At 72.0% G+C, this 26695-nt stretch carries 25 protein-coding genes and 1 pseudogene; 8 read left to right on the top strand and 18 right to left on the bottom strand.

Annotated elements, in window-relative coordinates; translation table 11 throughout:
- Positions 1-10 precede the first annotated feature (10 nt).
- The 5 genes from ABZ860_RS09395 to ABZ860_RS09375 form a co-directional block, all read right to left on the bottom strand.
- Positions 11-571: a GNAT family N-acetyltransferase gene (locus ABZ860_RS09395; RefSeq protein WP_357217329.1), complete on the bottom strand. Its 561-nt coding sequence runs from the start codon at positions 569-571 to the stop codon at positions 11-13.
- A gap of 65 nt (positions 572-636) precedes the next feature.
- Complete coding sequence (locus ABZ860_RS09390) at positions 637-1242, bottom strand: response regulator transcription factor (protein ID WP_357217327.1); 606 nt, start codon at positions 1240-1242, stop codon at positions 637-639.
- On the bottom strand, positions 1239-2381 hold the full coding sequence (locus ABZ860_RS09385; protein ID WP_357217324.1) for a histidine kinase: 1143 nt from the start codon (positions 2379-2381) through the stop codon (positions 1239-1241). Before ABZ860_RS09385 ends, ABZ860_RS09390 begins: the two co-directional genes overlap by 4 nt.
- A 10-nt stretch (positions 2382-2391) precedes the next feature.
- Positions 2392-3117, bottom strand: coding sequence for an ABC transporter permease (locus ABZ860_RS09380; protein WP_357217321.1), 726 nt, complete (start codon positions 3115-3117; stop codon positions 2392-2394).
- Complete coding sequence (locus ABZ860_RS09375; protein ID WP_357217319.1) at positions 3114-4025, bottom strand: ABC transporter ATP-binding protein; 912 nt, start codon at positions 4023-4025, stop codon at positions 3114-3116. Before ABZ860_RS09375 ends, ABZ860_RS09380 begins: the two co-directional genes overlap by 4 nt.
- 169 nt (positions 4026-4194) lie before the next feature.
- Between ABZ860_RS09375 and ABZ860_RS09370 the strand changes: the two genes are divergently transcribed.
- From ABZ860_RS09370 to ABZ860_RS09360, 3 genes are all read left to right on the top strand, one after another.
- On the top strand, positions 4195-5532 hold the full coding sequence (locus ABZ860_RS09370) for an endo-1,4-beta-xylanase (protein WP_357217316.1): 1338 nt from the start codon (positions 4195-4197) through the stop codon (positions 5530-5532).
- A 76-nt stretch (positions 5533-5608) separates the two neighbouring features.
- Positions 5609-6619 (top strand): ATP-binding cassette domain-containing protein, encoded by a 1011-nt coding sequence (locus ABZ860_RS09365; protein WP_357217314.1) that lies wholly within the window; start codon positions 5609-5611, stop codon positions 6617-6619.
- A complete protein-coding gene (locus ABZ860_RS09360) occupies positions 6616-7461 on the top strand; it encodes an ABC transporter permease (RefSeq protein WP_357217312.1) in 846 nt (281 codons plus the stop codon). The genes ABZ860_RS09365 and ABZ860_RS09360 overlap by 4 nt, the downstream gene beginning before the upstream one ends.
- 1 nt (position 7462) lies before the next feature.
- Here the strand turns inward: ABZ860_RS09360 and ABZ860_RS09355 are convergent, their stop codons facing one another.
- Genes ABZ860_RS09355 through ABZ860_RS09345 form a run of 3 tightly spaced genes read right to left on the bottom strand, consistent with a single transcriptional unit; the run spans position 7463 to position 12147 of the window.
- Positions 7463-10630 carry an AAA family ATPase gene (locus ABZ860_RS09355; RefSeq protein ID WP_357217309.1) on the bottom strand — a complete coding sequence of 1056 codons (3168 nt, stop codon included), beginning with the start codon at positions 10628-10630 and terminating at the stop codon, positions 7463-7465.
- A gap of 59 nt (positions 10631-10689) precedes the next feature.
- Positions 10690-11481, bottom strand: coding sequence for an alpha/beta hydrolase (locus ABZ860_RS09350; RefSeq protein WP_357217307.1), 792 nt, complete (start codon positions 11479-11481; stop codon positions 10690-10692).
- 21 nt (positions 11482-11502) lie between these two features.
- Positions 11503-12147 carry a dihydrofolate reductase family protein gene (locus ABZ860_RS09345; RefSeq protein WP_357217305.1) on the bottom strand — a complete coding sequence of 215 codons (645 nt, stop codon included), beginning with the start codon at positions 12145-12147 and terminating at the stop codon, positions 11503-11505.
- Between the two features lie 98 nt (positions 12148-12245).
- On the opposite strand from ABZ860_RS09345, the gene ABZ860_RS09340 reads away from it, so the two are divergent.
- Both ABZ860_RS09340 and ABZ860_RS09335 read left to right on the top strand, forming a co-directional pair.
- The gene (locus ABZ860_RS09340) at positions 12246-12755 is read left to right on the top strand and encodes a helix-turn-helix domain-containing protein (protein ID WP_357217302.1); all 510 of its coding nucleotides are present in this window, start codon (positions 12246-12248) and stop codon (positions 12753-12755) included.
- Positions 12756-12820: 65 nt separating this feature from the next.
- Positions 12821-13441 carry a cyclase family protein gene (locus ABZ860_RS09335; RefSeq protein WP_357217625.1) on the top strand — a complete coding sequence of 207 codons (621 nt, stop codon included), beginning with the start codon at positions 12821-12823 and terminating at the stop codon, positions 13439-13441.
- 5 nt (positions 13442-13446) lie between these two features.
- Here the strand turns inward: ABZ860_RS09335 and ABZ860_RS09330 are convergent, their stop codons facing one another.
- Both ABZ860_RS09330 and ABZ860_RS09325 read right to left on the bottom strand, forming a co-directional pair.
- Positions 13447-14538 (bottom strand): winged helix DNA-binding domain-containing protein, encoded by a 1092-nt coding sequence (locus tag ABZ860_RS09330; protein ID WP_357217300.1) that lies wholly within the window; start codon positions 14536-14538, stop codon positions 13447-13449.
- On the bottom strand, positions 14535-14903 hold the full coding sequence (locus tag ABZ860_RS09325) for a hypothetical protein (protein ID WP_357217297.1): 369 nt from the start codon (positions 14901-14903) through the stop codon (positions 14535-14537). The genes ABZ860_RS09330 and ABZ860_RS09325 overlap by 4 nt, the downstream gene beginning before the upstream one ends.
- A 234-nt stretch (positions 14904-15137) precedes the next feature.
- Here ABZ860_RS09325 and ABZ860_RS09320 point away from each other — a divergent pair.
- Positions 15138-15272 (top strand): annotated as a pseudogene (locus ABZ860_RS09320) (WYL domain-containing protein); the annotation flags it as partial.
- A 117-nt stretch (positions 15273-15389) separates the two neighbouring features.
- Here ABZ860_RS09320 and ABZ860_RS09315 read toward each other — a convergent pair.
- From ABZ860_RS09315 to ABZ860_RS09305, 3 genes are all read right to left on the bottom strand, one after another.
- Complete coding sequence (locus tag ABZ860_RS09315; RefSeq protein ID WP_357217622.1) at positions 15390-17315, bottom strand: acetoacetate--CoA ligase; 1926 nt, start codon at positions 17313-17315, stop codon at positions 15390-15392.
- A gap of 62 nt (positions 17316-17377) precedes the next feature.
- On the bottom strand, positions 17378-18277 hold the full coding sequence (locus ABZ860_RS09310) for a serine hydrolase (RefSeq protein WP_357217295.1): 900 nt from the start codon (positions 18275-18277) through the stop codon (positions 17378-17380).
- Positions 18274-19221 carry a LysR substrate-binding domain-containing protein gene (locus tag ABZ860_RS09305; RefSeq protein WP_357217293.1) on the bottom strand — a complete coding sequence of 316 codons (948 nt, stop codon included), beginning with the start codon at positions 19219-19221 and terminating at the stop codon, positions 18274-18276. The genes ABZ860_RS09310 and ABZ860_RS09305 overlap by 4 nt, the downstream gene beginning before the upstream one ends.
- Before the next feature lie 108 nt (positions 19222-19329).
- Here ABZ860_RS09305 and ABZ860_RS09300 point away from each other — a divergent pair, with 108 nt between their 5' ends.
- Positions 19330-20880 carry a penicillin-binding transpeptidase domain-containing protein gene (locus ABZ860_RS09300; RefSeq protein ID WP_357217290.1) on the top strand — a complete coding sequence of 517 codons (1551 nt, stop codon included), beginning with the start codon at positions 19330-19332 and terminating at the stop codon, positions 20878-20880.
- Positions 20881-20969: 89 nt separating this feature from the next.
- Here ABZ860_RS09300 and ABZ860_RS09295 read toward each other — a convergent pair whose 3' ends face one another.
- The gene (locus ABZ860_RS09295) at positions 20970-23156 is read right to left on the bottom strand and encodes a DUF222 domain-containing protein (RefSeq protein ID WP_357217288.1); all 2187 of its coding nucleotides are present in this window, start codon (positions 23154-23156) and stop codon (positions 20970-20972) included.
- 195 nt (positions 23157-23351) lie between these two features.
- Between ABZ860_RS09295 and ABZ860_RS09290 the strand changes: the two genes are divergently transcribed.
- On the top strand, positions 23352-23810 hold the full coding sequence (locus ABZ860_RS09290) for a nuclear transport factor 2 family protein (protein ID WP_357217285.1): 459 nt from the start codon (positions 23352-23354) through the stop codon (positions 23808-23810).
- On the opposite strand, the gene ABZ860_RS09285 is transcribed toward ABZ860_RS09290, so the two are convergent.
- The 4 genes from ABZ860_RS09285 to ABZ860_RS09270 form a co-directional block, all read right to left on the bottom strand.
- Complete coding sequence (locus tag ABZ860_RS09285) at positions 23782-24498, bottom strand: haloacid dehalogenase-like hydrolase (protein ID WP_357217620.1); 717 nt, start codon at positions 24496-24498, stop codon at positions 23782-23784. The genes ABZ860_RS09290 and ABZ860_RS09285 overlap by 29 nt on opposite strands.
- Positions 24499-24772: 274 nt before the next feature.
- On the bottom strand, positions 24773-25405 hold the full coding sequence (locus ABZ860_RS09280) for an HAD family hydrolase (RefSeq protein ID WP_357217283.1): 633 nt from the start codon (positions 25403-25405) through the stop codon (positions 24773-24775).
- A gap of 50 nt (positions 25406-25455) precedes the next feature.
- Entirely contained in the window at positions 25456-25962 is a 507-nt protein-coding gene (locus tag ABZ860_RS09275; RefSeq protein ID WP_357217280.1) for a hypothetical protein, read from the bottom strand.
- A 29-nt stretch (positions 25963-25991) separates the two neighbouring features.
- Positions 25992-26666 carry an HAD family phosphatase gene (locus ABZ860_RS09270; RefSeq protein ID WP_357217278.1) on the bottom strand — a complete coding sequence of 225 codons (675 nt, stop codon included), beginning with the start codon at positions 26664-26666 and terminating at the stop codon, positions 25992-25994.
- Positions 26667-26695: the final 29 nt, after the last annotated feature.

The following is a 26695-nucleotide window of genomic DNA, read 5'->3' as shown; positions in this document are numbered from 1 at the left end:
GACAACTTAATCAAGCAGCGAGCCACTGCTCTCGGGTGATCGCGTACTCGACCTCACCGAGATCTCTGCCGGGGAGCGGTTCCTCCCAGTCCATGTGGAACGTACGGACGTGCTGCATGCCGATCGCGGTCATCGTCGCGCGGGAGGCGGCGTTGACCGCCATGGTCTCGGCGAAGACGCGGGTCAGTCCGAGGTCTTCGAATCCGTAACGAAGGAGCTCGCGGGCGCCCTCACTGGCCAAGCCCTGGCGCCAGCAGCGTCGCAGGAGCCGGTATCCGAGTTCGGCCTGCCCTTCGACCGGGCCCTGGTCGGCACGCGTGGGTGCCTCCAGCAGCCACCAGCCGACGAACCGCCCGTCCACGAAACCGGCCCAGAAGCCGAGCCCCGCGACGCGGTCCGCGGCGGCGAGCCGCTCACGGTGGAGGGCCTCCACTTCCTCACGGCTGCGTGCACGGCCGGTGAGGTACCGCATGACCTCGGGATCGGCGTCGAGTTCGATCTCGTGCTCGAGGTGTTCGTCGGACAGCGGGACAAGCGTGATGCGGTCGGTGCGCAGTATCGGCTGAGACATGGCGGCGATTCTCGCGCGTGAGCCGCTTGCCGGTCATTCGCTTTTCCCGTGGCCGCGATGACGCTTCAGAGCCAGCCGTGCTCGTCGGCTATCAGTGCGGCCTCGGCGCGGGTGCTCGCGCCGGTTTTGCCGATCGCCGCCGACAGGTGGTTGCGTACGGTCCCGGCGGACAGGTGCAGGCTGCGCGCTATCTCCGCCACGGTGCCGCCCTGCCGGGCCGCACGAAGCACGTCGCGCTCCCGCGCGGTCAGCGGGCTCGACCCGCTGGCGAGCGACTCGGCCGCCAGGGCGGGATCGACCACGCGCAGGCCCGCGTGGACCCGGCGCACCGTGTCGACCAGGTGCTCCGGCGGCGCGTCCTTCACGACGAAGCCCGAGGCGCCGTTCTCCATGGCACGGGCGAAGTAGCCCGGCCGCCCGAAGGTCGTACAGATCACCACCCGGCAGGACGGGAGCGCGGCGCGCAGGTCGGCGGTGACTGCCAAACCGTCCCTGCCCGGCATCTGCACATCCAGCAGCGCCACGTCCGGCCGGCTGCGCCGCGCCGCCTCGACGACCTCCTCGCCCGAGCCGACCTGGGCCACCACCTCGATGTCGGGCTCCAGCGCGAGCATCGCCGCCAGCGCGCCGCGTACGAGCGCCTGGTCGTCGGCGAGCAACACCCTGATCATGCGCGGCTCGCCCGCAGCCGGAAGCCGCCCGCGGGCAGCGGGCCCGCCTCGATCCGCCCGCCGACGGCGCGCAGCCGTTCGGCCAGCCCGGACAGGCCGTTGCCCGGCTTCGCCGCCTTCTGCCCGTGGCCGTTGTCGCGCACCTCCAGCCAGTCGTCTCCGAGCACCACCTCGCACCGCGTGGCGCCGCTGTGCCGGATCACGTTGGTGACCGCCTCCCTCAGGACGTACGCGAAGGGCTCGGCCAGTTCGGCCGGCACGTGAGGCGCGGACGGCGGCAGGACGGCGCTGATCCCGGCGGCCCGCAGCGCGGCGCGCGCCCCCGCCAGTTCGGCGGCGAGCGACGGCCGGCGGCGGCCGGACACGGTCAGGCGCACCTCGCTGTGCGCCTGCCGCGACAGCCGCTCGACGTCGCGCAACTCGGCCAGCGCTTGTTCGGGGTCGCCGCCGCTCTCCAGCACCCGGCGGGCCAGGCCGGTCTTCACGGTGATCGTGGTCAGGCTGTGCCCGAGCACGTCGTGGAGGTCCCTGGCCAGCCGGTCGCGCTCCGCCGCGGCGGCCAGCGCCGCGATCTCCTCGCGGGCCTGGCCGAGCTGGACGACGAGCCGGATCAGCAGCGCCACGGCCACCGGGATCACGATCCCGGGGACGAGCCCGCCCACATGCTCCCAATGAACCGGACCGGGGGCCGAGCAGTACGCGAGCACCTGGACCACCCAGATCGCCACCGCGAGCAGCACGCCCCAGCGCGCCGGGAGCAGCCAGGCCGCCACCGCGAGCACGAAGCTGAACACGCCGGCGTGGCCGAGGTAGAGCGGGCCGTTGCGCAGCAGGGCCGCCACGACCGCCAGCGCGAACAGCGTCCCGACGAGCAGGATCCGCCGCCGGGGCGGCAGGCGGACCCCGGCGACCATGGCGCCGAGCCAGCCCGCCGCGTACACGAGCGTGACGACGCCGATCGCGATCCGCAGGGCCGGGGCCTTCGGCCAGGCCCCGTCCGGTCCCAGCGCCTCCCACAGCGGCCAGACCAGGAGGAGCGACAGCACGACGACGCCACGGATGTGGGCCACACGGGAGGCTGGTCCCGCCCGGTCCCACGTGGGCCAGGCGGAACGGCCCCACACGTCCTGCTCGCCCACGTCAGCCACCCTAGGCCCGAGCGGTGTCTCGGCGATACCGGACGGCCACGGCGGCGCCCAGCACGAGCGCGTACAGCGCCAGGACCAGCGCGGCCTGCCAGCCGTCGTTCCCGCCGCCGGCGCCGAGCGCGGCGGCGTGCCCGATCTGCGCGAGCCAGTAGCTCGGCAGGACCTCGGCCACCGTCGCGAGCGCCTGCGGGAACGTGCTCACCGGGATGAACAGCCCCCCGACGAAGCTCAGCACCAGCACCACCGCCCCCTGGTAGGCCTGCAGGTTCTGGGCGGTGGCGAACTGGCCGATCAGCAGGCCGAGCAGGGCGAACGGCACCGTGCCCGCCCACACGCCGAGCACGGCCAGCGCCCACCCGCCGGCAGACAGGCGCACCCCGCCGACGAGCGCGGCGACCAGCGACACCCCGGCCACCGGCGGCAGCGCCACGACCATCGCCACCGACGCCTTGGCCAGCAGGTAGCCGCCGCCGCTGAGCGGGGTCAGCCGCAGCTGGCGCTGCCAGCCGATGCCGCGCTCCACCGCCGCACGGGCGCCGACGTCGAGCGCGGCCTTCATCGCCCCGAACGCCGCGACGCCGCCCATGACGTACGACGCGGGAGCGCCCTGGTCGACGAAACGGTCGGCCATCAGCAGGTAGAGCCCCACCGGCAGGGCGACCGCGAACAACAGGAACTTGGCGTCGCGCAGGGTCCGCCTGATCTCGAACGCGAGATATCCGGTCATCGCACGGCCTCCGAGGCTCCGGTCAGGCGCAGGAAGGCGTCCTCCAGGCCCAGCGCGCCGACCTCGACGTCCCTGGCCTCGGGATAGCGCGTCAGCAGCTCCCGTACGACCAGGTCCGAGTCGGTGCAGCGCAGCTCGGCCCTGCCGTCGCGGACGTGCGCCGCCGTCACGCCCGGCAGCACGCCCAGGTCCTCGGCGCGGGCGCCGGGCACGGTCGCGGTCACCGTACGGCCGGACACCTCGGCCATGACCGCGGACACCGGGCCGTCGGCCACGACGCGGCCCGCGTGCATCAGCACGACCCGGTCCGCGTACGCCTCTGCCTCCTCCAGGTAGTGGGTGGAGAACAGCACGGTGCGGCCGGTCTCGGCGAGGGCGTGCATCGACTGCCAGAACTCGCGCCTGGCCGTCACGTCCATGGCCGCCGTCGGCTCGTCGAGCACCAGCAGGTCGGGGCCGGGCACCAGTGCCATGGCGAACCGGACCCGCTGCTTCTGGCCGCCGGACAGCAGCGCGGCCCGCCGGTCGGCGAGGTCGGCCACCCCGGCGCGGCTCAGCGCCTCCTCCACGGGCAGCGGCGTGCGGTGCAAGGACGCGATCAACGCCACCGTCTCCCGGACGGTCACGTCGTCGAGCAGCGCGCCCTCCTGCGGCATCACGCCCACCACGCCGCGGCGCACCGCCTCATGGGGAGACGCGCCGAACACGGCGATCTCCCCGGCGTCCGGGCGGGCCAGCCCGACGACCATGTCGATCGTGGTGGATTTGCCCGCGCCGTTGGGGCCGAGCAGGGCCACCACCTCCCCCCGGTCCACCACCAGGTCGATCCCGTCGACCGCACGGGTCTCGCCGTACGTCTTGCGCAGCCCCGCGACGGACAGGGCGGGGGCGCCGTCGTGAATGTTCATACGGCAAGCCTCCGCCGCCACCCCGGTGCGGACCCCCGCCATCTGTCACGACCCGCCCACGACAGATGTCACGGTTCCCGGAACCGAGGCGGCGTACGACCCAAGTCTTGTCGATCCGCAATATTTCGGTGAAACTCCGAAACATTCGCCATGAGGAAGGACGGACGCTGTGGAACCCCTCAAGGTCATGGCACGACCCGTGATCCGCCGCATGCTCGTCCTCGGCGCCGTCGCCGCGCTGTCGATGGGCCTCGCGGCGATCGCCATCGCCGACACATCCGCCGACACGCCCGGCACCACGCTGGGCACGGCGGCGGCGCGCAGCGGCCGCTACTTCGGCACGGCGATCAACGGGAGCAAGCTCGGCGACCCGGCGTACACCACGATCGCGGGCCGCGAGTTCGACATGGTGACGCCCGAGAACGAGATGAAGCTCGACGCCACCGAACCCCGGCAGGGCCAGTTCGTCTTCACCAGCGCCGACCGGATCGTCGACTGGGCCGTGCAGAACGGCAAGCGGGTCCGCGGCCACACCCTGGTCTGGCACTCCGGGCAGCCGCAGTGGCTGCAGAGCCTCAGCGGCAGCGCGCTGCGTCAGGCGATGGTCGACCACATCAACGGCGTGATGGCCCACTACAAGGGCAGGATCTACGCCTGGGACGTGGTCGACGAGGCCTTCGCCGACGGCACCGGAGCCCGGCGTGACTCGAACTTCCAGCGCACCGGCGACGACTGGATCGAGGTCGCCTTCCGCGCCGCGCGGGCCGCCGACCCGGCCGCCAAGCTGTGTTACAACGACTACAACATCGAGAACTGGACCTGGGCCAAGACCCAGGGCGTCTACGCCATGGTGAAGGACTTCAAGCAGCGCGGCGTGCCCATCGACTGCGTCGGCTTCCAGTCCCACTTCGCCGGCGGCAGCCCCTACGACGCCAACTTCCGCACCACGCTGCAGAACTTCGCCGCGCTCGGGGTCGACGTCCAGATCACCGAGCTGGACGTCCAGGGCGCCCCGGCCGCGACGTACGCCGCCGTGGTCGGCGACTGCCTGGCCGTCCCGCGCTGCGACGGCATCACGGTGTGGGGCGTGCGCGACCCCGACTCCTGGCGAAGCAGCGACACCCCGCTGCTGTTCGACGGCGACGGCGACAAGAAACCCGCCTACACGGCGGTCCTCGACGCCCTCAACGCCGCCGTTCCCGGCCCCTCGCCCAGCCCGGCGCAGTCTCCCGGGAGGAGTTGCACCGCGACGCTCTCCGCGGGCGCGAAGTGGCCCGACCGGTACAGCCTGCGCGTCACCGTCACGGGCTCGGACGACTGGGTCGTGACCATGACCCTGCCGCATCCCGAGAAGATCATCGCGACCTGGAACGTCAGCGCCACGTGGAACCCCGCCAGGACCGTCATGACCGCCAGGCCCGACGGCCACGGCAACACCTGGGGGGTGACGATCAAGCACCACGGCAACCGGACCTGGCCCACGGTCTCCTGCCGTGCCGCCCGCTAGATCGGATCTAGCGGGCCTGTGCGGCGGATCTGGCGCCTCTTCCGTGAACGGCTGAACGGAACGGAGACGACAGATCATGCGGGACCGGACAACAGATCTGGCGATAGAGACATCGGGCCTGGTCAAGACATTCGGCGAGAACCGCGCGGTGGACGGGCTCGACCTCACCGTGCCCGCGGGCACCGTGTACGGCGTGCTCGGCCCCAACGGGGCGGGCAAGACCACCGCGGTCAAGATGCTGGCGACCCTGCTGCGCCCGGACGGCGGCGAGGCCAGGGTGTTCGGCCACGACGTGCTGCGCGAGCCCGACGCCGTACGCGGCCGGGTGAGCCTGACGGGTCAGTACGCCTCGGTGGACGAGGAGATGACCGGGATGGAGAACCTGGTCCTGCTCGGCAGGCTGCTGGGCCACAGGAAGGCCGCCGCCAGGGACAGGGCCATGCGGCTGCTCGAGGCGTTCGGGCTGACCGAGGCCGCCGGCCGGCAGGTCAAGAACTACTCGGGCGGCATGCGCAGGAGGCTGGACATCGCGGCCAGCATCCTCAACACGCCCGACCTGTTGTTCCTGGACGAGCCCACGACCGGCCTCGACCCGCGCAGCCGCAACCAGGTCTGGGACATCGTGAGGATCGTCGTCGCCCACGGCACGACCGTGCTGCTGACCACGCAGTATCTGGACGAGGCCGACCGGCTCGCCGGGCGCGTCGCGGTCATCGACCACGGCAGAGTCATCGCCGAGGGCACGCCCGGCGAGCTCAAGTCGTCGGTCGGCTCGGGGTCGGTGCACGTGCGGCTGCGGGACGCCGCGCAACGGCCCGAGGCCGAGCGGGTGCTGGCCAAGGAGCTGAACACGCAGGTCCACCTGGAGGCCGATCCCGTGGCCCTGACCGCCCGCATCTCCGGAGAGGACGCCGACGCCGGTGCGGAGCGGGCCTCGCGCGCCCTCGCGGCGCTGGCGGCGTCGGGCATCGTCGTGGACGACTTCTCCCTCGGCCAGCCCAGCCTCGACGAGGCCTTCCTCGCGCTGACAGGCGCGCCCCCCGGGGAACCGGCCACCGACGAGGAAGTGAAGGAGGCGGCGGCATGAGTACCACGACCACCGAGACCGGCACGTCCTTCGTCCCCGCGGCCGACACGCTGGGCGCGGTCCTGGCTCCCGGGGCCCGCCCGCCGCGTCCCGGCGCCCTGTCGGCCTCGCTGACGTTCGGCTGGCGGGCGATGCTGAAGATCAAGCACGTGCCCGAGCAGCTGTTCGACGTCACCGCGTTCCCGATCATGATGACCTTGATGTTCACCTACCTGTTCGGCGGTGCGCTGGCGGGCTCGCCGACGGAGTATCTGCAGTTCCTGCTGCCGGGCATCATGGTGACGAGCGTCGTGATGATCACGATGTACACCGGGGTCGAGGTCAACAAGGACATCGAGAAGGGCGTCTTCGACCGCTTCCGTACGCTGCCGATCTGGCGGCCGTCGACCATGGTCGGCTACCTGCTCGGCGACGCGTTCCGCTACACGATGGCCGCGACGGTCATCCTCGTCGTCGGCCTGGTGCTGGGCTTCCGCCCGCAGGGCGGGGTCGCCGGCGTGGTGGCCGCGATCGCGCTGCTGGTGGCCTTCTCGTTCGCGTTCTCGTGGATCTGGACGATGTTCGGGCTGCTGCTGCGCAGCGAGAAGTCGGTGATGGGGGTCAGCATGCTGGTGCTGTTCCCGCTCACCTTCCTCAGCAACGTCTACGTGGACCCGCAGACCATGCCGGGCTGGCTGCAGGCGTTCGTCGGGGTGAACCCCATCTCCCACCTGGTCACCGCGGCGCGTTCGCTGATGGCGGGCAGCCCGGACACCGGGGAGATCACGTGGGTGCTGGTCAGCGGCGCGGTGTCGATCGTGGTCTTCGGCGCGCTGACCATGCGCCTCTACAACCGCAAATAGGTCACAGGCGCCAGGTGATCTCGTGGTCGGGCTGGTAGCGGCAGGTGGCGCCGGTGGAGACCGCCGCGCGCAGATGGGCGGCCATCGCGGGATGAAGCCGGTCGAGCTTGCGCAGCACGTCACGGATGCGGGCGGTGACGGCCTTGCGGGCGCGCTCGGCCTCGTCGCCGAGGCGGCGGTCGCGCCCGCCGAGCCCGGAGGCGGAGCGCAGCTCTGCCAGCAGGGCCGCCCGTTCCCTGTCGAACTCCGCCGCCCGGCCGTCGTCTCCCCGCTCGGCCGCCCGGTCGATCTCCTCGTCGAGCAGGGCGAGCCGGCGCCGGTAGCGCGCCTTGGCCTCCTCGTCGAGGACCGCGTCGCCGCCCATCCCCCGGGCGGCGACGACGAGCTCCCCGCCCTCCGGGTCGAGCAGCCGTACGGCGGACAGGTCGGTCCCGGGATGGCCCAGCAGGCAGTGGAGGTCGCGCAGGCCCTTGGCGTCGGGCAGGTGAACGGTGTGGCCGTCGAACCCCAGGGTCCAGACCGCTCCGTCCCGCCGGAACTCGGCTCCGGGGCCGGGCGCACGGCTCCTGCGGGCGCGCTCCAGGATGTGCCGCATGCCGAGCCGGGCCGCTTCGCCCTCCACGTCGTCCAGCAGCTTCCCGGCCTTCTCCGCGTCGCCCGGGCGGCCCCGCCGCAGCAGCGCCTCGCCGAGATGCGCCCGCGCCTCGACGGACCACGGGCGGGCGAGGAGCAGATCGGCGGAGTGCCAGGCGGCGGTGAACCCGTCGATCGCCTCGTCCCAGCGTTCCTGCGCCGCGTCGACGAGAGCACGCAGGAGGACCACCGGGCCGCCGATGTCCCAGCCGTACATCGACACCGCCCAATTGCCGAGGTAGGGGTCGAGCTCGGCCCTCGCCTTCTCGCACAACTCAGGGTCGCGCGACCACGCGGCGGCCATGGCCTGGAACCGCAGCCACAGGGGCCGGATCGAACGCCGCGGCTCGCCTCTGGCCACGGTGTCGCGCAGGTGGCGCAGCGCGGTCGCGCCGTCTCCCCTCCGCAGCGCGGTCATCGCCTCCAGCAGGCCCGGGCAGGGGTGCCGGCTCCTGCGCAGGGTTCGGTGGATCTCGTCGAGGCCGTCGTCGCGGCCCTGGAGCATCCGCACCGCCCAGCGGTGGTGGTCCAGCATGTACGCGAAGTTGTCGTGCCCGTGCTCGAACGCGGCGAGCTCGTCGAGCAGGGTCTCCGCCTGGTCGAAGTCGCCCGTGAGCGCGGCGATGATGCTGCGGTCGCTGGCCGTGGCCATGTCGAGGCGCGGCAGGTCGGCGCTGCCGCCGAGCGCGACGAACTCGCGGAACTGGCCGAGATAGGCGGGGTCGCCCTGCTCGAGCAGAGCCACCCAGCGCAACGCGGCGGCGATGCTCTCCATCTCCACGTCGCCGGTGCGGCGCGCCAGGGTCAGCAGCTCTCCGGTGAGCGCCGCCCTCTCCGGTGCGGTGCCGGGACCCCAGATGGCGTCGTGGAAGGCCCACAGGCTGAAGGCCAGCGCCTCGTCGTCCTCGCCGTGCCGGGCGAGCAGCGCCACGTGGATGGCCAGCTCCCGCGCGAGGTGGTCGAGGGAGAGCTCGTCGGAGGTCCGGCCGTCCCGGACCAGCGCCCCGTGCGCCTCCCGCAGCAGGTCGGCGGCCAGTGGACCGCCGTCGCCGCCACAGGCCGCGTAGACGGACAGCGCCACCCGGGCGACCAGCTCGGGCTCGGCGGCCTCCCGGGCGACGGCGGCCGCCTCCTCGAACGCACGCCGGCCGCCGTCGCGGTCGTCCCCGTGGTAGAGCTCGCGGCCGAGTTCGAGCGCGATCACGACACGACGGCGCGGCTCGCCGGCGACGGCGGCCAGTTCGAGCGCCCTGCGATAGTGCCCGAGCGCCTCCTCGCCGGCCAGGCGAGCGGCGGCGTCACGGGCCGCGGAGAGCAGCCGTTCCGCCGCGTGGGCCGGCTCGACGTGGTCACCGGCGAGATAGGCGTGCCGGGCCACGTCGGCGGGGAGCACATGCTCGGCGAGGGCGGGCGACCGGTCGACGGCGTGGACGACCGCGGCGTGCCGCCGGGATGCCGTCTTCTCGTCGAGAGACTCGTAGAGCGTCTGGCGGACCAGGTCGTGCGCGAACGCGAACTCCTCCCCGCCCTTCGCCGCCACGAGCCGGGCGGCCACCGCCTGGTCGAGCAGCCGTTCCACGTGGAGGACGGGAGCCGCGGCGACGGCGGCCAGCACCTGGCGGTGGAACTCACGCCCGAGCACCGCGGCGGTGACGAGAAGGTCGACGACCGGTGTGGGCAGCAGGGACAGCCGCCGCATCAGGGTGTCGCGGACGCCGGGAGCGATCGTGGTGACCGAACCGCCGCTGCGCCACAGCCGCGCCGTCTGCTCGACGAAGAAGGGGTTGCCGCCGGTGCGCCGGTGCACCTCGGCGACGAGGTCGGCGGACGGATTCCGGCCGGCGGCGCGGGTCATCAGCGCGCCGACCTCCTCGCGTTCGAGGCCGGTCAGGGTGACCGTGGTCGCCCGCGCCACGAGCGGCAGCACGAGAGGCCGCAGCGGATGGTCCGCCGACTCCACCTCCACGTCGCGGTAGGTGCCCACCAGCAGCACCCGCTCGAACCAGGTGTGCTGGGCCGCGAACTCCAGCAGCCTGAGCGACGCGGCGTCCGCCCAGTGGAGGTCTTCGAGCACGACCACCAGGGGACGGCTCTGGGACACCGCCACCAGGGCGCTCGTCACCGCGTCGTACAGCCGGAAGCCCTCGGCCGCGTCGGCGCTCGGCGACTCGCCGAGCAGCGCGGCCAGTCCGGCGCCCGCGGCGTCCTCGGCCGCCGCCCACTCCCCGGGCGCGGCGCACCGCCGCAGCCCCCGCAGGATCTGCACCCACGGCCAGTAGCCGGGGGCGCTGTCGGAGTCCCAGCACGATCCGCTGAGGACCAGCGCGCCCAGACGCCTTGCCTCCTCGGCCGCGCTGGTGACGAGCGTGGTCTTGCCGATGCCGGCCTCGCCGGCGACCAGCGTCAGGCCGCCGTGGCTGCCGACCGCCCTGGCGATCTCGGCGCGCAGCATCGCGGCAGGATGCTCCCTGCCGATCAGCCCGCTGCCGATCGACTCAGTGCCGATCGACTCAGTGGTCGCGCCGTCGATATGCATGCCGACTCGAAGGTATCCGCCCGCTCCGACAGTTTCCGGCGTCCGGCGCCGGAGGACGCTCAGCCGAAGAACTTCGTGAGGATCTGCGCCAGCGCCGCGGGCCGCTGCAAGACCGCGTGGTCCTCTCCGGGCATCACCGTCAGTTCGGCGCCGGGCACGGTCGCCGCGACGGCCTTCGTCCCCTCCGCCAGGTTCGGCGCGGTCTGGTCGCCGTAGACCGCAAGCACCGGCACGGCGATCCCCGCGAGCCGGTCGAACGGCATCACCTGCCAGGGCGCGCTGACCAGCACGTCGTACGGCAGGCTGGGCGCCTTGTCGGCCATGAACGACCACCCCTCACCGGACTTCATCCCGGCGATCGCCTCGGCCGGAACCCCGACCGCCTCGTGGAGGAACAGCTCCACCGCGCCGTCGCGGTCACCGGCGGCGACCAGGGCCTTGAGCCGGTCGTAGATGTCGGCCGCCGGCCTCGGCTGGTCCTCGTCCGCGCAGTACGGCGGCTCGTAGACGGCCACCCGGTCGATCGGCAGCCCGCGCATGGCCCCCTCCAGCACGAGGATGGCCCCAGAGGAGTGGCCGAACACCGAGGCCCGGCCGCCCACGTGCTCGATGACGGCCGCCAGGTCGTCGACCTCGTTGGCCACCTGGTAGTCGTCGCTCTTGTCGTCGCTGCCCACCCGGCCGCGCCGGTCGTAGGTCACGACGGTGAACGCCGACGCGAGCTCGGCGCCGAGCCCGGCCACCGTCGAGCGGTCGTTGAACGCGCCGCCGACGAGGATCACCGGCGCGCCCTGGCCGATCGTGTCGACGGCGAGGGTCGTGCCGTCCTTGGACGTGATGTTCTCGGTCATGTCTGTCAGCCTTTCAGGGGGCTAGCGTCGTGTGAAGGTCATGTGGGTGACGCCGCTCGGGGTGGTCACGGACTCGATCCGGAATCGCTTCTCCAGTCCTTCGAGCCCGTCCCACAGCCGTTCGCCGCGGCCGAGGATGATCGGGACGACGGCGACGTGCATGTGGTCGACCAGGTCCGCGGCCAGGAACTGGCGGACGGTGCTCGGCCCGCCGCCGATCCGCACGTCGAGTCCGCCCGCGGCCTCGCGGGCCTGCCGAAGCGCCTCCTCGGGGGTGGCGTCGACGAAGTGGAACGTGGTGCCCCCCTCCATCTCCACCGAGGGCCGGGGGTGGTGGGTCAGAACGAAGACCGGCGTGTGGAACGGCGGGTTCGGCCCCCACCATCCGGTCCACTCGTGGTCCTCCCACGGGCCGCGCTGCGGCCCGAACTTGTTGCGGCCCATGATCTCCGCGCCGATGCCCGCGTCCCACGTACCGGTGACGGCGTCGTCGACCCCGGTGCCGCCGCCGGGCTTCCCCTGCATGGCGTGGAAGGTCCGGGTCGTGAAGAACCACTCGTGGAGCCGTCCGCCGGCGTGGCCGAACGGCTCGTCCAGGCTCTGCCCCTCGCCAGTGGCGAAGCCGTCCAGTGAGACGGAGAAGTTGTGCACTCTGACACGAGACATTGCTGATCTCCTGTTTTCGACCACTGCTTGCGGATTGCAACTACCGAGAGGAACTGTAGACTAGGTGGTGGCAAAACGCAATCAGTTGGAGGTCGGCCATGCGAGACGAGCCGCGGTCGGGATGTGCGATCAACGCGGCAGTGGAGGCGTTCGGAGACAGATGGAGCCTCATCGTCCTGCGCGACGTGGTCTTCGGCGGGCGCCGGCACTTTCGCGACCTGCTCGCCAACTCCGAGGAGGGGATCGCGTCGAACATCCTCAGCAGCCGTCTCAAGGCCCTCGTCGCCGGAGGCCTGCTGACCCATGAGGACGCGGGACGGGGACGGCGAGGGACCTACAGCCTCACCGAAGCGGGCATCCAGACGGTCCCGGTCATGGTCGCGCTCGGTTCCTGGGGCCTGCGCCATCGGCCGACGACACCGGAGCTGACCGTCCGGGCGCGGCTGCTGGAGGAGGGCGGCCCGCCCCTCTGGGAGGACCTGATGGACGAACTGCGCGAGGCGCACCTGGGCATCCCCCGCCCCTACCCCGACCGCCCGCGCGCGTCCCAACTGCTCCAGGAGGCGTACGAACGGGTCCTGGCGACGTCGTCGACAATGAACACGTGACATCCCAGGATCAGCAGCACCCGCGCGGCCGTGTCGTCGAACTCAGTCATGTGGTCAGGCACGGCATGATCACCTATCCGGGCCTGCCCGCACCGGAGATCGGCGACCACCTGACGCGCGAGGATTCCCGGGGCCGGTACGCCCCGGGCACCGAGTTCCAGATCGGCCGCATCGCGATGGTGGCGAACACCGGCACCTACCTCGACACGCCGTTCCACCGGCTCGCGGACGGCGAGGACCTGGCCCAGGTCGACCTGTCCCGGCTGGTCGACGTCCCCGGCCTGCTGATCGACGTCTCCGGCTCCCCCGGGCGCGGCATCGGCACCGAGGTGTTCGAGAGCGTCGACGTCACGGGCCGCGCGGTCCTGCTGCGTACGGGCTGGGACAGACACTGGGGCGGCCCGTCCTACGGCGACCCGGAGCATCCCTTCCTGACGGCGGACGCGGCCGCCCTGCTCGCCGACCGGCAACCGGCCCTCGTCGGCATCGACAGCGTCAACATCGACGACATGGCCGACGGGCTCCGCCCGGCCCACACCGCCCTGCTCACCGCGGGCATCCCGATCATCGAGCACATGCGCGGTCTGGAACGGCTGCCGCACACCGGGTTCCGGTTCCACGCGGCGCCCGTCGCCGTGTCCGGCATGGGCACCTTCCCCGTTCGCGCGTACGCCCTCGTCTCCTGACCGCCTCACCCGTACGCGACGTTCGCGGCCCCCAGGAACGGCAGCAGGCGTTCGGCCTCCTCCGTCACCTCGTCCCTTTCGGCCGCCCGCAACGGCCGGAACGGGACGAGCCGCAGCGTGCCGTCCTTGACCGACCAGCTGCCGTGGACGAACCCGTCCACGAGGAAGGTCGGCAGCACCATCGCCGCACCCGGCATCACCCGCTTGCGGTCGGCGTCACTGATCACCCGGGTCCGGTCGGCGTGGCCGAGCAGCAGATTGTCGAAAGCGGGCAGGAACCGCACGGGAACCGGTGTGCCGGGATCAGGCAGCTCCGGCGCGGTCTCCCCGTCGAACTGCAGGTCGAACAGCTCCCTGCCCTCGGGGTCGCGATGGCAGCGCAGCTCGCCGCGCATGGCGTGGATCACCTCGCGCAGCCGCGTCAGCCCCGACCACGCCTGCACGTCCATGACACCGGCCGGGCCGTAGGCCGCCAGATAGCGCCGGACCAGTTCCTGGGTCGAGGCCGGTGTCATGGGCGCACCGAGCCAGTCCTCGGCGCGGGTGACCGAGACGGCGTTCCGGGTGCCCCAACTGCCCCACGTCGCGGTCTCGGGGGTATGGACCAGCGGGGTTCTCAGCTCCACCTCCCCGGCCAGGATCTTCCCCTCCCTGCCGGGGTAGCGCAGCGCCAGCAGCCGGGCCAGCTCCCGCCGGGGCAGCGTCCGGCCCGCCAGGATCCGCGCTCCGGCCGCCGTGAGCTCGCCGGTGTCGAGTTCCCCGCTCACCCGCCTGAAGTACGGCGTGCTCGCCGTACGGTCGAGAACCGGTTGCAGCACGGGACGGAACCGGCGGAAGTCGCCGGCCACGGCCAGGTGCTGGGTGCTGCGCAGCAGCGCCGAGCGGACCACCGTCCGCTCCTCCAGCAGGACGCTCAGCTGGGCCTGGGTGAAGCCGTCGACGCGGCTCCACAGTCCGACGTAGGGCCAGTTCGGCTCCTGTGCCTGCATGGCGACCAGGTGTCCGAGCACCTGCAGCGCGGTGCGGCCGGTGCGCTCCACCAGGAACTGCCGGTGCAACAGCGCCCGGTTGAGCGCGCGCGGGGAGAGCACGCTCACGTCAGCCGCACCGCGACGTTGCCCCGGTAGGAGCCCTTGAGCAGGGACAGGAACGCCCCGGGCACCTGCTCGATGCCGTCCACGACGTCGAAGAAGACCGTGATTCCCTCGCCCACGGCGAGATCCGGGCTTCCGGACCGGACCACGGTGCCCTCGACGGCGGCCCCCACGCGGTCACCGGGCTGCCAGGCGGGCACCGGGATCCGGCAGTCGGCCCGCATCAGCTCCAGGTAGGTCGCGGCCAGCCCCACGTAGTCGGTCCTGACGGTCACCTCGCCGCCCACCTCGGTCTCGGCGACGGTGAAGTGGCCGGGGCCCGGCTCGCCGGTGACGGGCGCGGCCAGCCGGATCTCACGAGTGATCATTCCTGTTTCCTTCCGCAGGGCTTCGAGATCCACGCTAGGGAGGCTTCCGGCCACTTTCCGGCCGGAAGTCCGGACAGACTGGAGCCATGGCGAACACGAGCTCACGCACCCTCCGGCTGCGCTGTCCCTCCTGCAGACCCACCGCCGCTGGGCGGGCGCGGATTGCGCCGCCGCGTGGACGTCCTGAGCGAGGCGATGGTCTCCACGACCCCGGCGCAACCGGTCGTCGCCGTGGACGTGCTGACCGTCGTCGCCCAGGCCTGCCGTGACGAGGAGCGGCTGCGCTTCTCCTACGCCGCGCGGGGCCGCGAGCCCTCCCCGCGGGAGGTCGAGCCCTACCGGCTGGTCACCGTCGGCCGCCGCTGGTATCACTAGACTGGCCGATTCAGGCGCTGGGCAACGTGGGCGCGGAGTTCGAGGTGCTGGGTCCGCCGGAGTTCGTCGCGTACGTCCGCGAATGGGGCGAGCGCTTCGTCCGGGCCACAGTCACTGCTCGGGCGCGAAATGGGTGAGGACCTCGGGGTTGGCCATGGCGTCGGGGTTGGCGGCCTTCTCGACCGGCGTGCCGAGCAGGATCTTCCGTACGGGGACCTCCAGCTTCTTGCCCGACAGCGTCCTCGGGATGCCGGGGACCACGTGGATCTCGTCGGGCACGTGCCGGGGCGACAGCTCGGTGCGCAGGGCCGTGCGCAGGCGAGAGGTCAGCTCGTCGGACAGCGCCGCGCCGTCGGCCAGGGTGACGAACAGCAGCAGCCTGCCCTCCTGGCCCAGCTGTCCGGTGTCGATGACGAGACTGTCGGCGATCTCCTCGAAGCGCTCCACGACCCGGTAGAACTCGCTGGTGCCCATCCGCACGCCGCCGCGGTTCAGGGTCGAGTCGGAGCGGCCGTAGATGACGCAGCCGCCGTCGGGGAGGATCTTGATCCAGTCGCCGTGCCGCCAGACGCCCGGGTAGTCGGCGAAGTACGACTCCCGGTAGCGGTCGCCCGAGGGGTCGTTCCAGAACATGACCGGCATGGACGGCATGGGCCGGGTGATGACGAGCTCCCCCACCTCGCCCACGATCGAGGCGCCCGCGGGGTCGAAGGACTCGACGGACGCGCCGAGGCAGCGGCACGGGATCACGCCGGCCCGGATCGGCAGCAGCGGCACCGCGCCCACGAACCCGGTGCACACGTCCGTGCCGCCGGAGAACGAGCCGAGCTGCACGTCGGGCTTCACGTCCGAATAGACCCAGGCGAACCCCTCGGGCGGCAGCGGCGAGCCGGTCGAGCCGATCCCGCGCAGCCGGTCGAGCCCCTGCGGCTTCACCCCGGCCTTCATCGACGCCATGATGTACGGCGCTCCGGTGCCGAAGTACGTCACGCCCTCCTCGGCGGCGAGCCGCCACAGGGCGCCGGTGTCGGGGTGGGCCGCGCTGCCGTCGTACAGCAGGACCGTGGACCCCACCAGCAGGCCGCCGATGAGGTAGTTCCACATCATCCAGCCGGTGGTGGTGTACCAGAAGAACACATCGCCCTCGCCGAGGTCCTGGTGGAAGGACAGCGACTTGAGGTGCTCCAGCACGATCCCGCCGTGACCGTGGACGATGGGCTTGGGCAGGCCGGTGGTGCCGGACGAGTACAGCACCCACAGGGGATGACCGAAGGGCACCCGCTCGAACTCCAGCGGCGCGGTCTCGGCGCGCAGGTCGTCCCAGCTCAGTGTGGTGCCGGCGGCGTCGTCGGGCGCGTCGGCGCCGAGCACGGGGATCCAGACGGTGGCCTGCAGCGTCGGCAGCTTCCCGGCGATCTCGCGCACCACCTCCGACCGGTCGTACGCCTTGCCGCCGTAGCGGTAGCCGTCCACCGCGACCAGCACCTTCGGCTCGATCTGGGCGAACCGGTCGGTCACGCTGGGCGCGCCGAAGTCGGGCGAGCAGGAGGACCAGATCGCCCCGAGCGAGGCGGTGGCCAGGAAGGCGATGAGGGCCTCGGGGATGTTCGGGACGTAGGCGGCGACCCGGTCACCACGCCCGACGCCCAGCCGCACGAGGCCCGCCCGGACCCGCGCGACCTCCTCGCGGAGCTCGCCGAGCGAGTACTGCCATCGGCTGCCCGATTCGTTGCGGAAGACGACCGCCGTCCTGCCGGGGTGGCCGCGCAGCGCGTTCTCGGCGTAATTCAGGGCCGATCCCGCGAACCATTCGGCGTCCGGCATCGTTCCTTGGATGACGGGCCCGTCGCCACGCGTACCGACCACGCCGAAGTAGTCCCATATGGATGTCCAGAAGTCGGCCGGAGACTCGACCGACCACTTCCAGACGTCCTCGTAGTCCCCCGTACGGCCCAGTCGTTCCATGTAACGGGTGATCCGGGCCGCACGTACGACGTCGGGCGTGGGTTCCCAGAGCAGAGCGCCTTCCTCGACCATGCCCCCATCTTTGCCACGCTTGGGCCGCATGTCACCCTCCCTGCCCACATAGAAAGGGTCCGTCATATGTGGGTTCTGAGCTGGTCGATCGCCATCCGGGCGGCGGCCCCGATCGCGGCGTCGGCGCGCGGCTGGTTCTGCGCCGTGCCGAACGACCGGGTGAACACGGCGACGGCGTAGCGTCCGCCGTCGGGATACTCGACCACCCCGACCTCGTTGCGGAGCGTGGGCAGCGTGCCCGTCTTGCCGCTCACCGCGACGTCGTCGAACGGGAACCCCGAGGCCAGCCGGTGCGGCCACACCTGCAGGGCCATGAGGCGGCGGATCGCCGCGCAGGAGGCCGCTCCCGCCGCCTCGTCACGCCAGATCAAGGCCAGCAGCCGGGTCATCTCACGCGGCGTGCTCCGGTTGCCCAGCGCCGGGTCGAGCGCGCGCAGCCGCGCCACCACCTCGGGGTCGGTGCACGCCTGGGTCACGGCCGACTGGTCCGCCACGCCCGCGTCCACCCACAGGCTGGTGAGCATGTCGCGGCAGTTCTGCACCACCCGCGTCGCCGTCAGCCCGAGGCCGTCGAGCAGCGCGTTGACCGCCTCCCGGCCCACCCGGGCGAGCAGCACGTCGGCCGCGGTGTTGTCGCTCACCGCCATCATCAGGTAGGCCAGGTCGCGCAGCGACAGCGTGGCGTCGTCCAGCATCGCCGCCAGCCCGGTGCCCCCAGCCGTACGGTCCGCCGCCGGCACGCCGACGCGTTCGGTGAGGTCGAGCAGCCCGCGCTCGGCCTGGCGGTGCAGTTCCAGCAGCAGGGGCACCTTGAAGACCGACGCGAGCACCACCGGCTCGTCGGCCCGCAGGCCCACCTCACGCCCGTCGTCGATGTCGACCGCGTGCAACCACCCGGTGACGCCTGCGTTGCGGAAGACGCGCTCCACGGAGTTGGTCGCGGGGTTCATGCCGGTGTTCATGCGAGGAACCCGGTCGCCGGACGTGGCGTCACCCGCGGCGCGGGCGGCACACCTTCGTCCACCATGCCGGCGCTCTCTTTCAGCACCTGTACGGCCACGGTCGTGAAGTCTCGCACGTACGGCCCCGGCTCGGTCCGCCAGGCCGGGGAGCAGCGCCAGGCCAGGGGCGTGCCCGCGAGGGGCCGCCACACCACGCCCGGCACCTCGGCGGGGGCGCCGAAGGCGACGGCCGTGCCGGACAGCACCAGGCCGAGGGCGAACTCCACGCGGTCGGTGCAGATGATCTCGGTGGGGACGAAGCCGCCCCGGCGGCACGAGGCCAGCGTGTCGTCGTACAGGCCGGGCTCGGCGTCCCGGGGAAACAGCACCAGATCCCGCCCGGCCAGGTCGCCGAGGTGCACGGTCGCCCAGGCGGTCAGCTCGTCGTCTTCGGCCAGCAGGACGCCCGGATGCCGCACGAGCACCGGCCCGTACGCGAGCCCGTTCGCGGCGACCGGATGGCGCAGCAGCCCGACGTCGAGCCTGCCCTCCAGCAACGCGGCGACCTGCGCGGCCGTGCCCATCTCAGTCAGCGACAGCCGTACGTCGGGGCGGCGGTCGCGAAACCCCGCGATGAGCGCGGCGAGCACGGCGGCGCCGAGGTCGGCGGGGACGCCCGCACGCACGACCGCCGCGTCGCCGCGCGCCAGGTCGGACATGAGGTCGCGCATCCGCTCGACCCTGGCGACGATCTCGCGGGCCTCGGGCACCAGCAGCCGCCCCGCCTCGGTCAGCGCCACCCGGCGGCTCGACCGCTCGAACAGCCGCACGCCCAGCTCCTCCTCCAGCCGCCTGATGCGCTGGCTCAGCGGCGGCTGGGCCATCCCCAGCCGCGCGGCCGCGTTCCCGAAATGCAGCTCTTCCGTCACAACGAGGAAGTAGCCGAGATGCCGGACAAGGTCCACGAGCTGGGAGCATATCCGAACTGCACATGAAGCACGTCGATATCCATATTGGACATACTCCTGACCGGTCTGCTGCTCTTGGCGTGCACTCGACTCGAAGGGGGACGCATGCGAGAGCGAAGAAGGCGCTGGCCGTACGTCACGGCGGCGGTGCTCGTGCCGGTGGTGGCCGCGGGGGTCACGGTGTGGGCGCTGCGGACGAAGGGATCGCCCGAGGAGACGGCGCGGGACTTCCTCGCGGCCTGGTCGCGCGCGGACTACGCGGCGATGCGCACGCTCGCCGCCGATCCGCCGGCCGGCTTCGAAAGCACCTACCGGCGCTTCCACGACGACCTGAAGCTCACGGGACAGCGATTCCAGGTGACGGGCGTCCAGAACGAGACCGTACGGTTCCGGGCCCGGCTGACCGGCCCGCTGCCCATCGCGTACGACGGGAGGCTCCGCCTGGTCGAGCGCGACCGCGCCTGGAAGGTGGCATGGACCCCGACGGCCATCCACCCCCGGATGACCGACGGCATCCGGGCCAAGCTCACCACCGTGGCCGCCGAACGCGCCCCGATCACCGCCGCCGACGGCACCCGCATCGACACCCCCGACGCCCCCGGCTCCGTGCAGCAGATCGTCGAGGGGCTGCGCGAGCAGTACGCCTCCCGCCTCACCGGCACCGTGTCCGCCCGGGCCGACCTGGTCGACAGCCGCACGGGCTCGAAGGTCGCCACGCTGGCCGAGGGCGGATCGAAGCCCGGCAAGCCGCTGCCGACCACCCTCGACCTGCGGGTGCACCGGGCGGGGGCACAGGCACTGGAGGGCGTGGACAAGCCCGCCTCGCTCGTCGCGCTGCGCTCGTCCACGGGTGAGGTCCTCGCGGTGGTCAACAAGCCGGGCGGCTACAACCGCGCCCTGCTCGGCGCGTACCCGCCCGGCTCGACCTTCAAGATCGTGACCGCCTCGGCCCTGGTCGCCGGTGGCGTCACGCCCGGCCAGACCGTCGAGTGCCCGGCCGAGAAGACGATCGGCGGCTTCCCGTTCCACAACGCCGAATTCCACGACTACGGCACGCTGCGCTTCGTCGACGCCTTCGCCCACTCGTGCAACACGACCTTCGGCGACATGGCGGTGCGGCGTCTCGGCGCCGACCGCCTGTCCAAGGTGGCCGCCGACTTCGGTTTCGGCGCCAGCATCAAGATCGGGGTGCCCGCTGTGGACGCCGCCTTCCCCGCGCCGCATGACGACACCGACCTCGCGTCCGCCGCCATCGGTCAGGGGCGCGTCCTGGCCAGCCCGCTGAACATGGCCGCCGTCGCCGGCACCATCGCCGCGGGCACCTGGCGGCAGCCCCGGCTGGTCCCGGCCTCACTCGTCCCGGAGGGCGGCACGCCCCCGCGCGCGCTGGAGCCCGCGGTGGTGTCCGCGCTGCGCCGCCTCATGCCCGCCGTCGTCAGCGAGGGCACCGCGAGCGGCATCTCCTTCCCCGCCGGCACGGCTGGCAAGACCGGCACGGCCGAGTTCGGCTCGGCCGAGAACGGCAAGAACCCGCCCACGCACTCCTGGTTCATCGGTTACAAGGGCGACCTCGCCTTCGCCGTCGTGGTCGAAGGCGGCGGCACCGGGGCCCAGGTTGCGGCTCCCGTCGCGGCCCGCTTCCTGCAAGCACTGTGATCAGGCAGCACCGGACCTCGCAGCACTGTGATCAGGCAGCACTGTGACCTCGCAGCGCTGTGATCTCGCCCATCGCGCCGCCGGCCGCCTCATTCCCTTAGCCGCCGGGCTCTGGTGCGCGCCGGGTGGTAGGTGAAGGCCCAGCGGTCGGTGCCGACTGTGCGGCGGGTGTAGCGGTCGGGGTGGCGGTAGCGGTCGCGGTTGTGGAACTGGCAGGCGGGGCCGAGCAGGTTCAGGTCGGTGAGGCCGCCGGTGCTCCAGTTGTCGGCGTGGTCGATCTGGCACATCGTTGCCGGGAGTGGGCAGCCGTCGATCCAGCAGGTGGCGTAGCGGGCGAACACGGCCCTGCGTTGGGCGGGGGTGGCCAGGCGGACCTTGCGGCCCATGTCCAGCACCTGCCCGTCGGCGTCCATGACCAGCCGCACCAGAGTGCTGGTGCGGGCAAGGCGGTGCACGCTGGAGACGGGCAGCATCTGCCCGGTCGCCAGCAACAACCCCGGCGCCGTCCCCAGCCACAGCCCTGGTCCCTGGCACTGCTCACCGCGCACGCCGGCCTGGTCTTCAGACGTGCCCTGCCCATGCCGGCAGTCCCCCGCAGGCCGATACCCAGCGTGGGCGTGATGCGCGGCAGCGTCCTCGGGAGGAGGATCCGGCTGCGCTGTCGGCAGAGGCGCTGTGGCCGGGGAAGCTGTGTGCGGGGGCACTGTGGACGGCGGCGCTGTCCGCGGAGGCGCTGTGGGCGAATGCGCGCTACCACCGCATGCGGGCCATGCTGCTGCGCGCCTCGGGTGCGTTGCTCCAACGTGGGCCGCACCACGGTCGCAGTCCCCGCCCTTGGCGCGCCCGATGTCGTCGCCCTCGACAGTGTCACCATCCTTGGCAACGGCGGCGCTGTCGACAACAGCACCCGCGGCTGCACCGGCATCTGCCCCGGCAGTGCTGAAATCGGCAAGACGGCAAGGGCCCTCATCCTCGGCAGGGGCAGCGGCGTCAGCATCGGCCACCTCATCGGCACCTCCGGCGTCGCGGGGGGCACAGGCGCTGGGGGCACGGTCGCCGGTGTCGTCGCCCTCGCCAGGAGCGTCAGTGCTTCCGCTGCCGCTGCGGGCATGGGTGCTGGGGGCGCGGTCGCCGGTGTCGTCGGCCTCGGCAGGGGCGTCAGCGCTTCCGGCCTCGCCGGGCTCGGCGGCTTCTGGCTGATCTGGCTGATCTGGCTGATCTGGGTGATCGGGGTGGCCGGCCTCGGCGGCTTCGGGGTGATCGGCGGCGTCGGGACGGGCGGGGTGCGAGTGGGCCGCGTCCTCGGGATCGGTAGGCAGGGATTCGGCGGTGACCAGGACCAGGAGTTCGGTGGCGATCTTCTCCTCCAGCAGCGCGATGAACGCATCCGCGTTGCGCACGCTCGGCGGGCGGTCATCGCCCTCCGCCCGCGGCTTGGCGTAGGCGTCCAGCAGGGCCCGCAACCGGGCGGCCGCCTCACGCGGCAGACAGAACTCCCCCTCCAGCCCCCCGCTGCGGGTCGGGCGGACCCGCAAGAACCGCCGCGCGTAGTCGGCCTGCTCATCGCGGTCTTCCCCGTCGGGGTCGAGCACCGCGCGCAGATAACGCCCGGCCTTGGCCACCTCCGCCGCGCCCGCCTTGCCCGCCAGCTCCAGCAAGATCGGCTCAGCCAGGGCGGCCTGCTCATCGTTCAACTGCGCGGTGGCCATGCAGATCGCCTCCACCACCCCCGCCGCCAACTTCCCGGCGGCGAACCTCTCCCGCACCCGCGGCAGACGCGCCAGCTCCACCGCCAAGGTGAGCAGGCGGCCCGCCCCCGCCACGGTCATTCCTCCGGCGGAGCGCAGCCAACTACGGGTCGAGGCATGCCCATGCTCCTTGGCCCGCCCCGCCCCATGCACCCGCCCCACCCGATCAGCAAGCGCACACGTGATCCGATCCCGGACGAACATCAACTCCTCAGCCTCAGCAAGGCAGACGTCCACGTCCTCAGGCAAAGGTGTCAGCGCCAACGCCTGCGCCGACTCACGCAGACCACCCACTAACACCCACGACGACCGGCCCTTGCCCCGAGCGGCACCGGGCACGCCGTCGCCGGTGTCCTGGCCCGCGTCCTGCGGCACCTCGGGGTCGTTGATCGGGAAATGCTCACGGACGGCCGAGCCCTCCGACGACCACAACGGCGAACCAGAGGCCAACCGGTCCCACCAACCGTCAGCGCTGTCAGAGCTATTCGAACGACGAAGGTGCTCAGAATCAGAGTCGAACAGATCCATCACACCTCCAACCAAGAATTCGAAATTATGTATGAATTCTTTCACCCCGTCTCCGCTGACAGCAACCAGCGGAACCGGATTAGTTGGAGTTGCAGGTGAATCGGGTGAACCGGAAAAAGCCACCCCTCGTGGTCCGCTCCTCCTTTACCCGGGTGGTAATCGACCCGCCGCGCCTCCACCGGACAAGCTTGCGTCATGAGCAATGACACGCGCGAAATCGTGGAAGAACTGCTGCGCCGGCTGGCCGAAGGCGATCACGACCGCACGGCGGAGTTGTTCGCCGAGCCGGTCGACTGGCTGCTCAGCTGGCCCGTCGAAGGGCATCCGGCGGTGCCATGGATCCGATCGCGGTCAAGCCGCGCCGACGTGGCCGACCATTTCCGATCGCTGGAGGCCCACCACGTACCCGAACTGAACGGCACCTCCGTGGCGCGGATCCTGGTGGACGGGCCGGACGCCGTCGTGCTCGGTGAGATCGCGCAGACGGTCCGGGACGGCGGCGCCTCGTACACCTCGCCGTTCGCGCTCCACCTCACGGTCGAAGACGGGCTCGTCACCCGCTACCACATCTATGAGGACAGCCTCACGGTCGCGCGGGCCCTGACCCCGCCTGATCAGCGCCTGTTCAGTGCGCCGTACGGTCCGGGGTGGTGAGGCGGGCGACAGCGGCGACGACTTCGGAGGGGTTGGACAGGTCGGACAGCACGATGTCCGCGCCCGCCTCGCGCAGCTCGGCGGCCGTGGACCGGCCCGACGTCACACCGATCATTGCCGCGCCGCCGATCTTCGCCGCCTGGACGTCACGGGTGGAGTCGCCGATCAGCACGGTGTTGCCGGCGGTGAAGGCCGCGCCATGCCTGGCCTTGGCCCGCCCCTGCGCTACCTGGAGCAGGGTGGCCTTCGGATACACCTCCTCGCCGTAGCCGCCCACCTCGACGTCGATCCACTTGTCCAGCCCGAACGCCTTGAGCTTGTGCACGGCGTTGCTCTTGATGGTGCCGGTGAGCACCGACTGCACGACGCCGTCGAGGCGGGACACGGCCTTGAGCGCGTCCTTGGCACCCGGCAGCGCGCGGCCGTCCTTGGCCAGCCGATCGCGCCGCTCGGCGAAGCTGACGGCCAGCGCATCGACGAACCTGGGCAGGTGGTGGTCCTCGACGGCGATGCCGTTGACGGCCAGGGTCTCGAAGATGATCTCCGAGTCGGGACGGCCCAGCGCCGGTGCGAGCTTCACCAGCGGCCGCCCTGTCACCATCCGGAACGCGTCCGCGTACGCGTCGCGGGTGACGATGGCGACGTCGACGAGCGTCAGGTCGATGTTCCAGAGAACGAGGCGGTTGATCGCGGCCTCCGTGGGGGTGCGGTGTGGATCGTGCTCAGCGTACGGCCCACGCGGGGCACCCGCCGCATCCACAGCCACGGCGGCGGCTACACCGGCGGCGGCGCTCCACACCACTCCGGCCCGAGCTTCGGCTCCACGGTCAGGAGCGACACCCCGGCCGGCGTCGCTCCGCGCACGTTCACCGCCCTGGGCGGACGGCGTACGGACCGGGCGGCCCCGCGGACATGCTCGACACCCGGGGTGAGAACTTCACGGAGAGCCGCAGGCCCGCTGATCAGACGAGGTCGAGGGCGTCGGCCAGCGAGTCCACCACCGGAACCCCGACGCCCTCCAGCTCCAACCGCCTGGTCATGCCGCCGGTGTAGAGGATGGCGCGGGCGCCCACGTGCTGGGCCGCGTGGGCGTCGTCCACACTGTCACCGATGACGACGACCTTCGCCGAGTCGAGGCCGAGCGCGCGCAGGTGCTCCACCATGTGCTCGGCCTTGTGGCCCCCGGTCGCCGAGCGCGAGCCGTCGATCCGGGTGAAGTGGCCGTCGATGCCGAACTCGCCGGTCTTGCGGACCAGCCGTTCGTGGCCCCACATGGACAGCAGCGACTGCGTGCGGCCCGACTCCTCCCAGGCGCGCAGGCTCGACAGCGCCCCCTCGGCGAGGCTGCACGCCTCCATCAGCCGGTGGTAGTGCTCGTGGAAGCCCGCGTCGAGCAGTTCCCACTCGCCCTCCCTGAGCGGCCGGCCGAGCATCCGCTCGTACGCCACCCAGATGGGGCGGGTGTACACCTCACGGAAGCCATCCGCGTCGTACGGCCCCAGGCCGTACGACTGGAAGAGCTCGTTGGTCGCGCCGACGACGGCGTCGATGTCGTGGAAGAGCGTCCCGTTCCAGTCCCAAACAATGTGTGTCATCTCGCTTCCAGCTTAGACGCCGGGCGTGACAACTCCATGAACTTCGCGGGTCAGGTGAGCAGATCGGGGATCTCCTGCGTGGCGTACCACAGCAGTTCGTGGTCCTCCGCGCCGTCCACGACGAACTGCGCGTCGTCGTCCCCGCCGTCGGCCGCGGGCAGCGCCGCGATCGCCGCCTCCACGTCCGGCGTGGCGTCGGCGTCGTCCACGTGGACCGCGGCGACCAGCCGCATCGGGATCGGCTCCAGCACCCGCACGCGGGCGCGCTCCTCCAGATCCGCCCCGGCCTTCACGGTCTCGTCGGGCACCTCGGCCGCGATCACCACCCGCCGGGCGGCCACCTCGACGCCGTCCTTGCGGTCGGCGGCCAGCATGCGCAGGGAGGTCCGGGCGGCCTCGGTCAGCGCGACGTACTCCAGCTCCTCGGTGTCACCCGAGACGTACCACTCGATCAACGCGGGGGTGACCGCGAAGCCGGTCAGCGGGGCCGGGCCCAGTTCCCCGGCGGCGACGACGCGCGCCAGCGCGGGGATCGTGGACGGCAGATAGACGCGCATGCGTTCCTCGACTCGGTCTCTGGTTCAAGCTACAGATAGGCGGCGGCGCCGGGCTCGCGGAAAGACAGGCCGAACAGACGCTCCATCTCGGCGATGGTCTCCGAGGGATCGCTGTGGTGGACGCCGACCAGGCCGATCGCGCGGGCCGCCACGATGTTCGCCTCGATGTCGTCGACGAACACGCACTGCCCCGGCTCGAGCCCCAGCAGGCCGAGCGCATGCCGGAAGATCCGTTCCTCGGGCTTGCGCATGCCGACCTCTCCCGAGATGACGACCGCGTCGAAGAGGACCTCCCAGCCCTCACGCGAGTAGTGGTCGCCCCAGGAGTTGGACACCAGGCAGGTGCCGAGCCCGGCCGCCCGGGCCTGGCGGAGCATCCCGTTCATCTCCTCAACCGGCCGGAACCCGGCGAACATCCGGACCAGCAGGCCGTCGGCCTTCGGCGGGCCGCCGTCGAGGGTCACCAGCCGGGCCGCCAGGGCGCGTTCGAACTCCAGGACCGGGATCTCGCCCCGTTCGAGCGCGTGGATGGGGTTCTCGCCGTCCGGCTCGACGCCGGCCCGGTACGCCTGCGTGACCAGCGCGCGCATGACCTCCCGGTAGTGACGGGGGTCGATCCGGTCCGCCTCGATCCACTCCGCGACGGACTCGGCCAGGCTCGTGGTCAGAACCCCGCCCCAGTCGATCAGCACACCCTTGAGCACCGCGCCTCCCACCCGACGTGCCTACAAAT

The organism is Microbispora sp. NPDC046973, assembly GCF_040644495.1.
Taxonomy (GTDB): domain Bacteria; phylum Actinomycetota; class Actinomycetes; order Streptosporangiales; family Streptosporangiaceae; genus Microbispora.
Note: the sequence above shows the minus strand (reverse complement) of the source record. Positions and strands in the feature narration are given on the sequence as shown.

What these genes read in the sequence shown, in the direction of transcription:
- ABZ860_RS09275 (WP_357217280.1), bottom strand. Translation starts at nt 25,962, where the DNA reads ATGCGCGTCTATCTGCCGTCCACGATCCCCGCGCTGGCGCGCGTCGTC.
- ABZ860_RS09345 (WP_357217305.1), bottom strand. Translation starts at nt 12,147, where the DNA reads ATGTCTCGTGTCAGAGTGCACAACTTCTCCGTCTCACTGGACGGCTTC.
- ABZ860_RS09335 (WP_357217625.1), top strand. Translation starts at nt 12,821, where the DNA reads ATGATCACCTATCCGGGCCTGCCCGCACCGGAGATCGGCGACCACCTG.
- ABZ860_RS09360 (WP_357217312.1), top strand. Translation starts at nt 6,616, where the DNA reads ATGAGTACCACGACCACCGAGACCGGCACGTCCTTCGTCCCCGCGGCC.
- ABZ860_RS09295 (WP_357217288.1), bottom strand. Translation starts at nt 23,156, where the DNA reads ATGGATCTGTTCGACTCTGATTCTGAGCACCTTCGTCGTTCGAATAGC.
- ABZ860_RS09355 (WP_357217309.1), bottom strand. Translation starts at nt 10,630, where the DNA reads ATGCATATCGACGGCGCGACCACTGAGTCGATCGGCACTGAGTCGATC.
- ABZ860_RS09280 (WP_357217283.1), bottom strand. Translation starts at nt 25,405, where the DNA reads ATGACACACATTGTTTGGGACTGGAACGGGACGCTCTTCCACGACATC.
- ABZ860_RS09300 (WP_357217290.1), top strand. Translation starts at nt 19,330, where the DNA reads ATGCGAGAGCGAAGAAGGCGCTGGCCGTACGTCACGGCGGCGGTGCTC.
- ABZ860_RS09390 (WP_357217327.1), bottom strand. Translation starts at nt 1,242, where the DNA reads ATGATCAGGGTGTTGCTCGCCGACGACCAGGCGCTCGTACGCGGCGCG.
- ABZ860_RS09325 (WP_357217297.1), bottom strand. Translation starts at nt 14,903, where the DNA reads ATGATCACTCGTGAGATCCGGCTGGCCGCGCCCGTCACCGGCGAGCCG.
- ABZ860_RS09290 (WP_357217285.1), top strand. Translation starts at nt 23,352, where the DNA reads ATGAGCAATGACACGCGCGAAATCGTGGAAGAACTGCTGCGCCGGCTG.
- ABZ860_RS09310 (WP_357217295.1), bottom strand. Translation starts at nt 18,277, where the DNA reads ATGAACACCGGCATGAACCCCGCGACCAACTCCGTGGAGCGCGTCTTC.
- ABZ860_RS09365 (WP_357217314.1), top strand. Translation starts at nt 5,609, where the DNA reads ATGCGGGACCGGACAACAGATCTGGCGATAGAGACATCGGGCCTGGTC.
- ABZ860_RS09350 (WP_357217307.1), bottom strand. Translation starts at nt 11,481, where the DNA reads ATGACCGAGAACATCACGTCCAAGGACGGCACGACCCTCGCCGTCGAC.
- ABZ860_RS09395 (WP_357217329.1), bottom strand. Translation starts at nt 571, where the DNA reads ATGTCTCAGCCGATACTGCGCACCGACCGCATCACGCTTGTCCCGCTG.
- ABZ860_RS09375 (WP_357217319.1), bottom strand. Translation starts at nt 4,025, where the DNA reads ATGAACATTCACGACGGCGCCCCCGCCCTGTCCGTCGCGGGGCTGCGC.
- ABZ860_RS09340 (WP_357217302.1), top strand. Translation starts at nt 12,246, where the DNA reads ATGCGAGACGAGCCGCGGTCGGGATGTGCGATCAACGCGGCAGTGGAG.
- ABZ860_RS09315 (WP_357217622.1), bottom strand. Translation starts at nt 17,315, where the DNA reads ATGGTCGAGGAAGGCGCTCTGCTCTGGGAACCCACGCCCGACGTCGTA.
- ABZ860_RS09380 (WP_357217321.1), bottom strand. Translation starts at nt 3,117, where the DNA reads ATGACCGGATATCTCGCGTTCGAGATCAGGCGGACCCTGCGCGACGCC.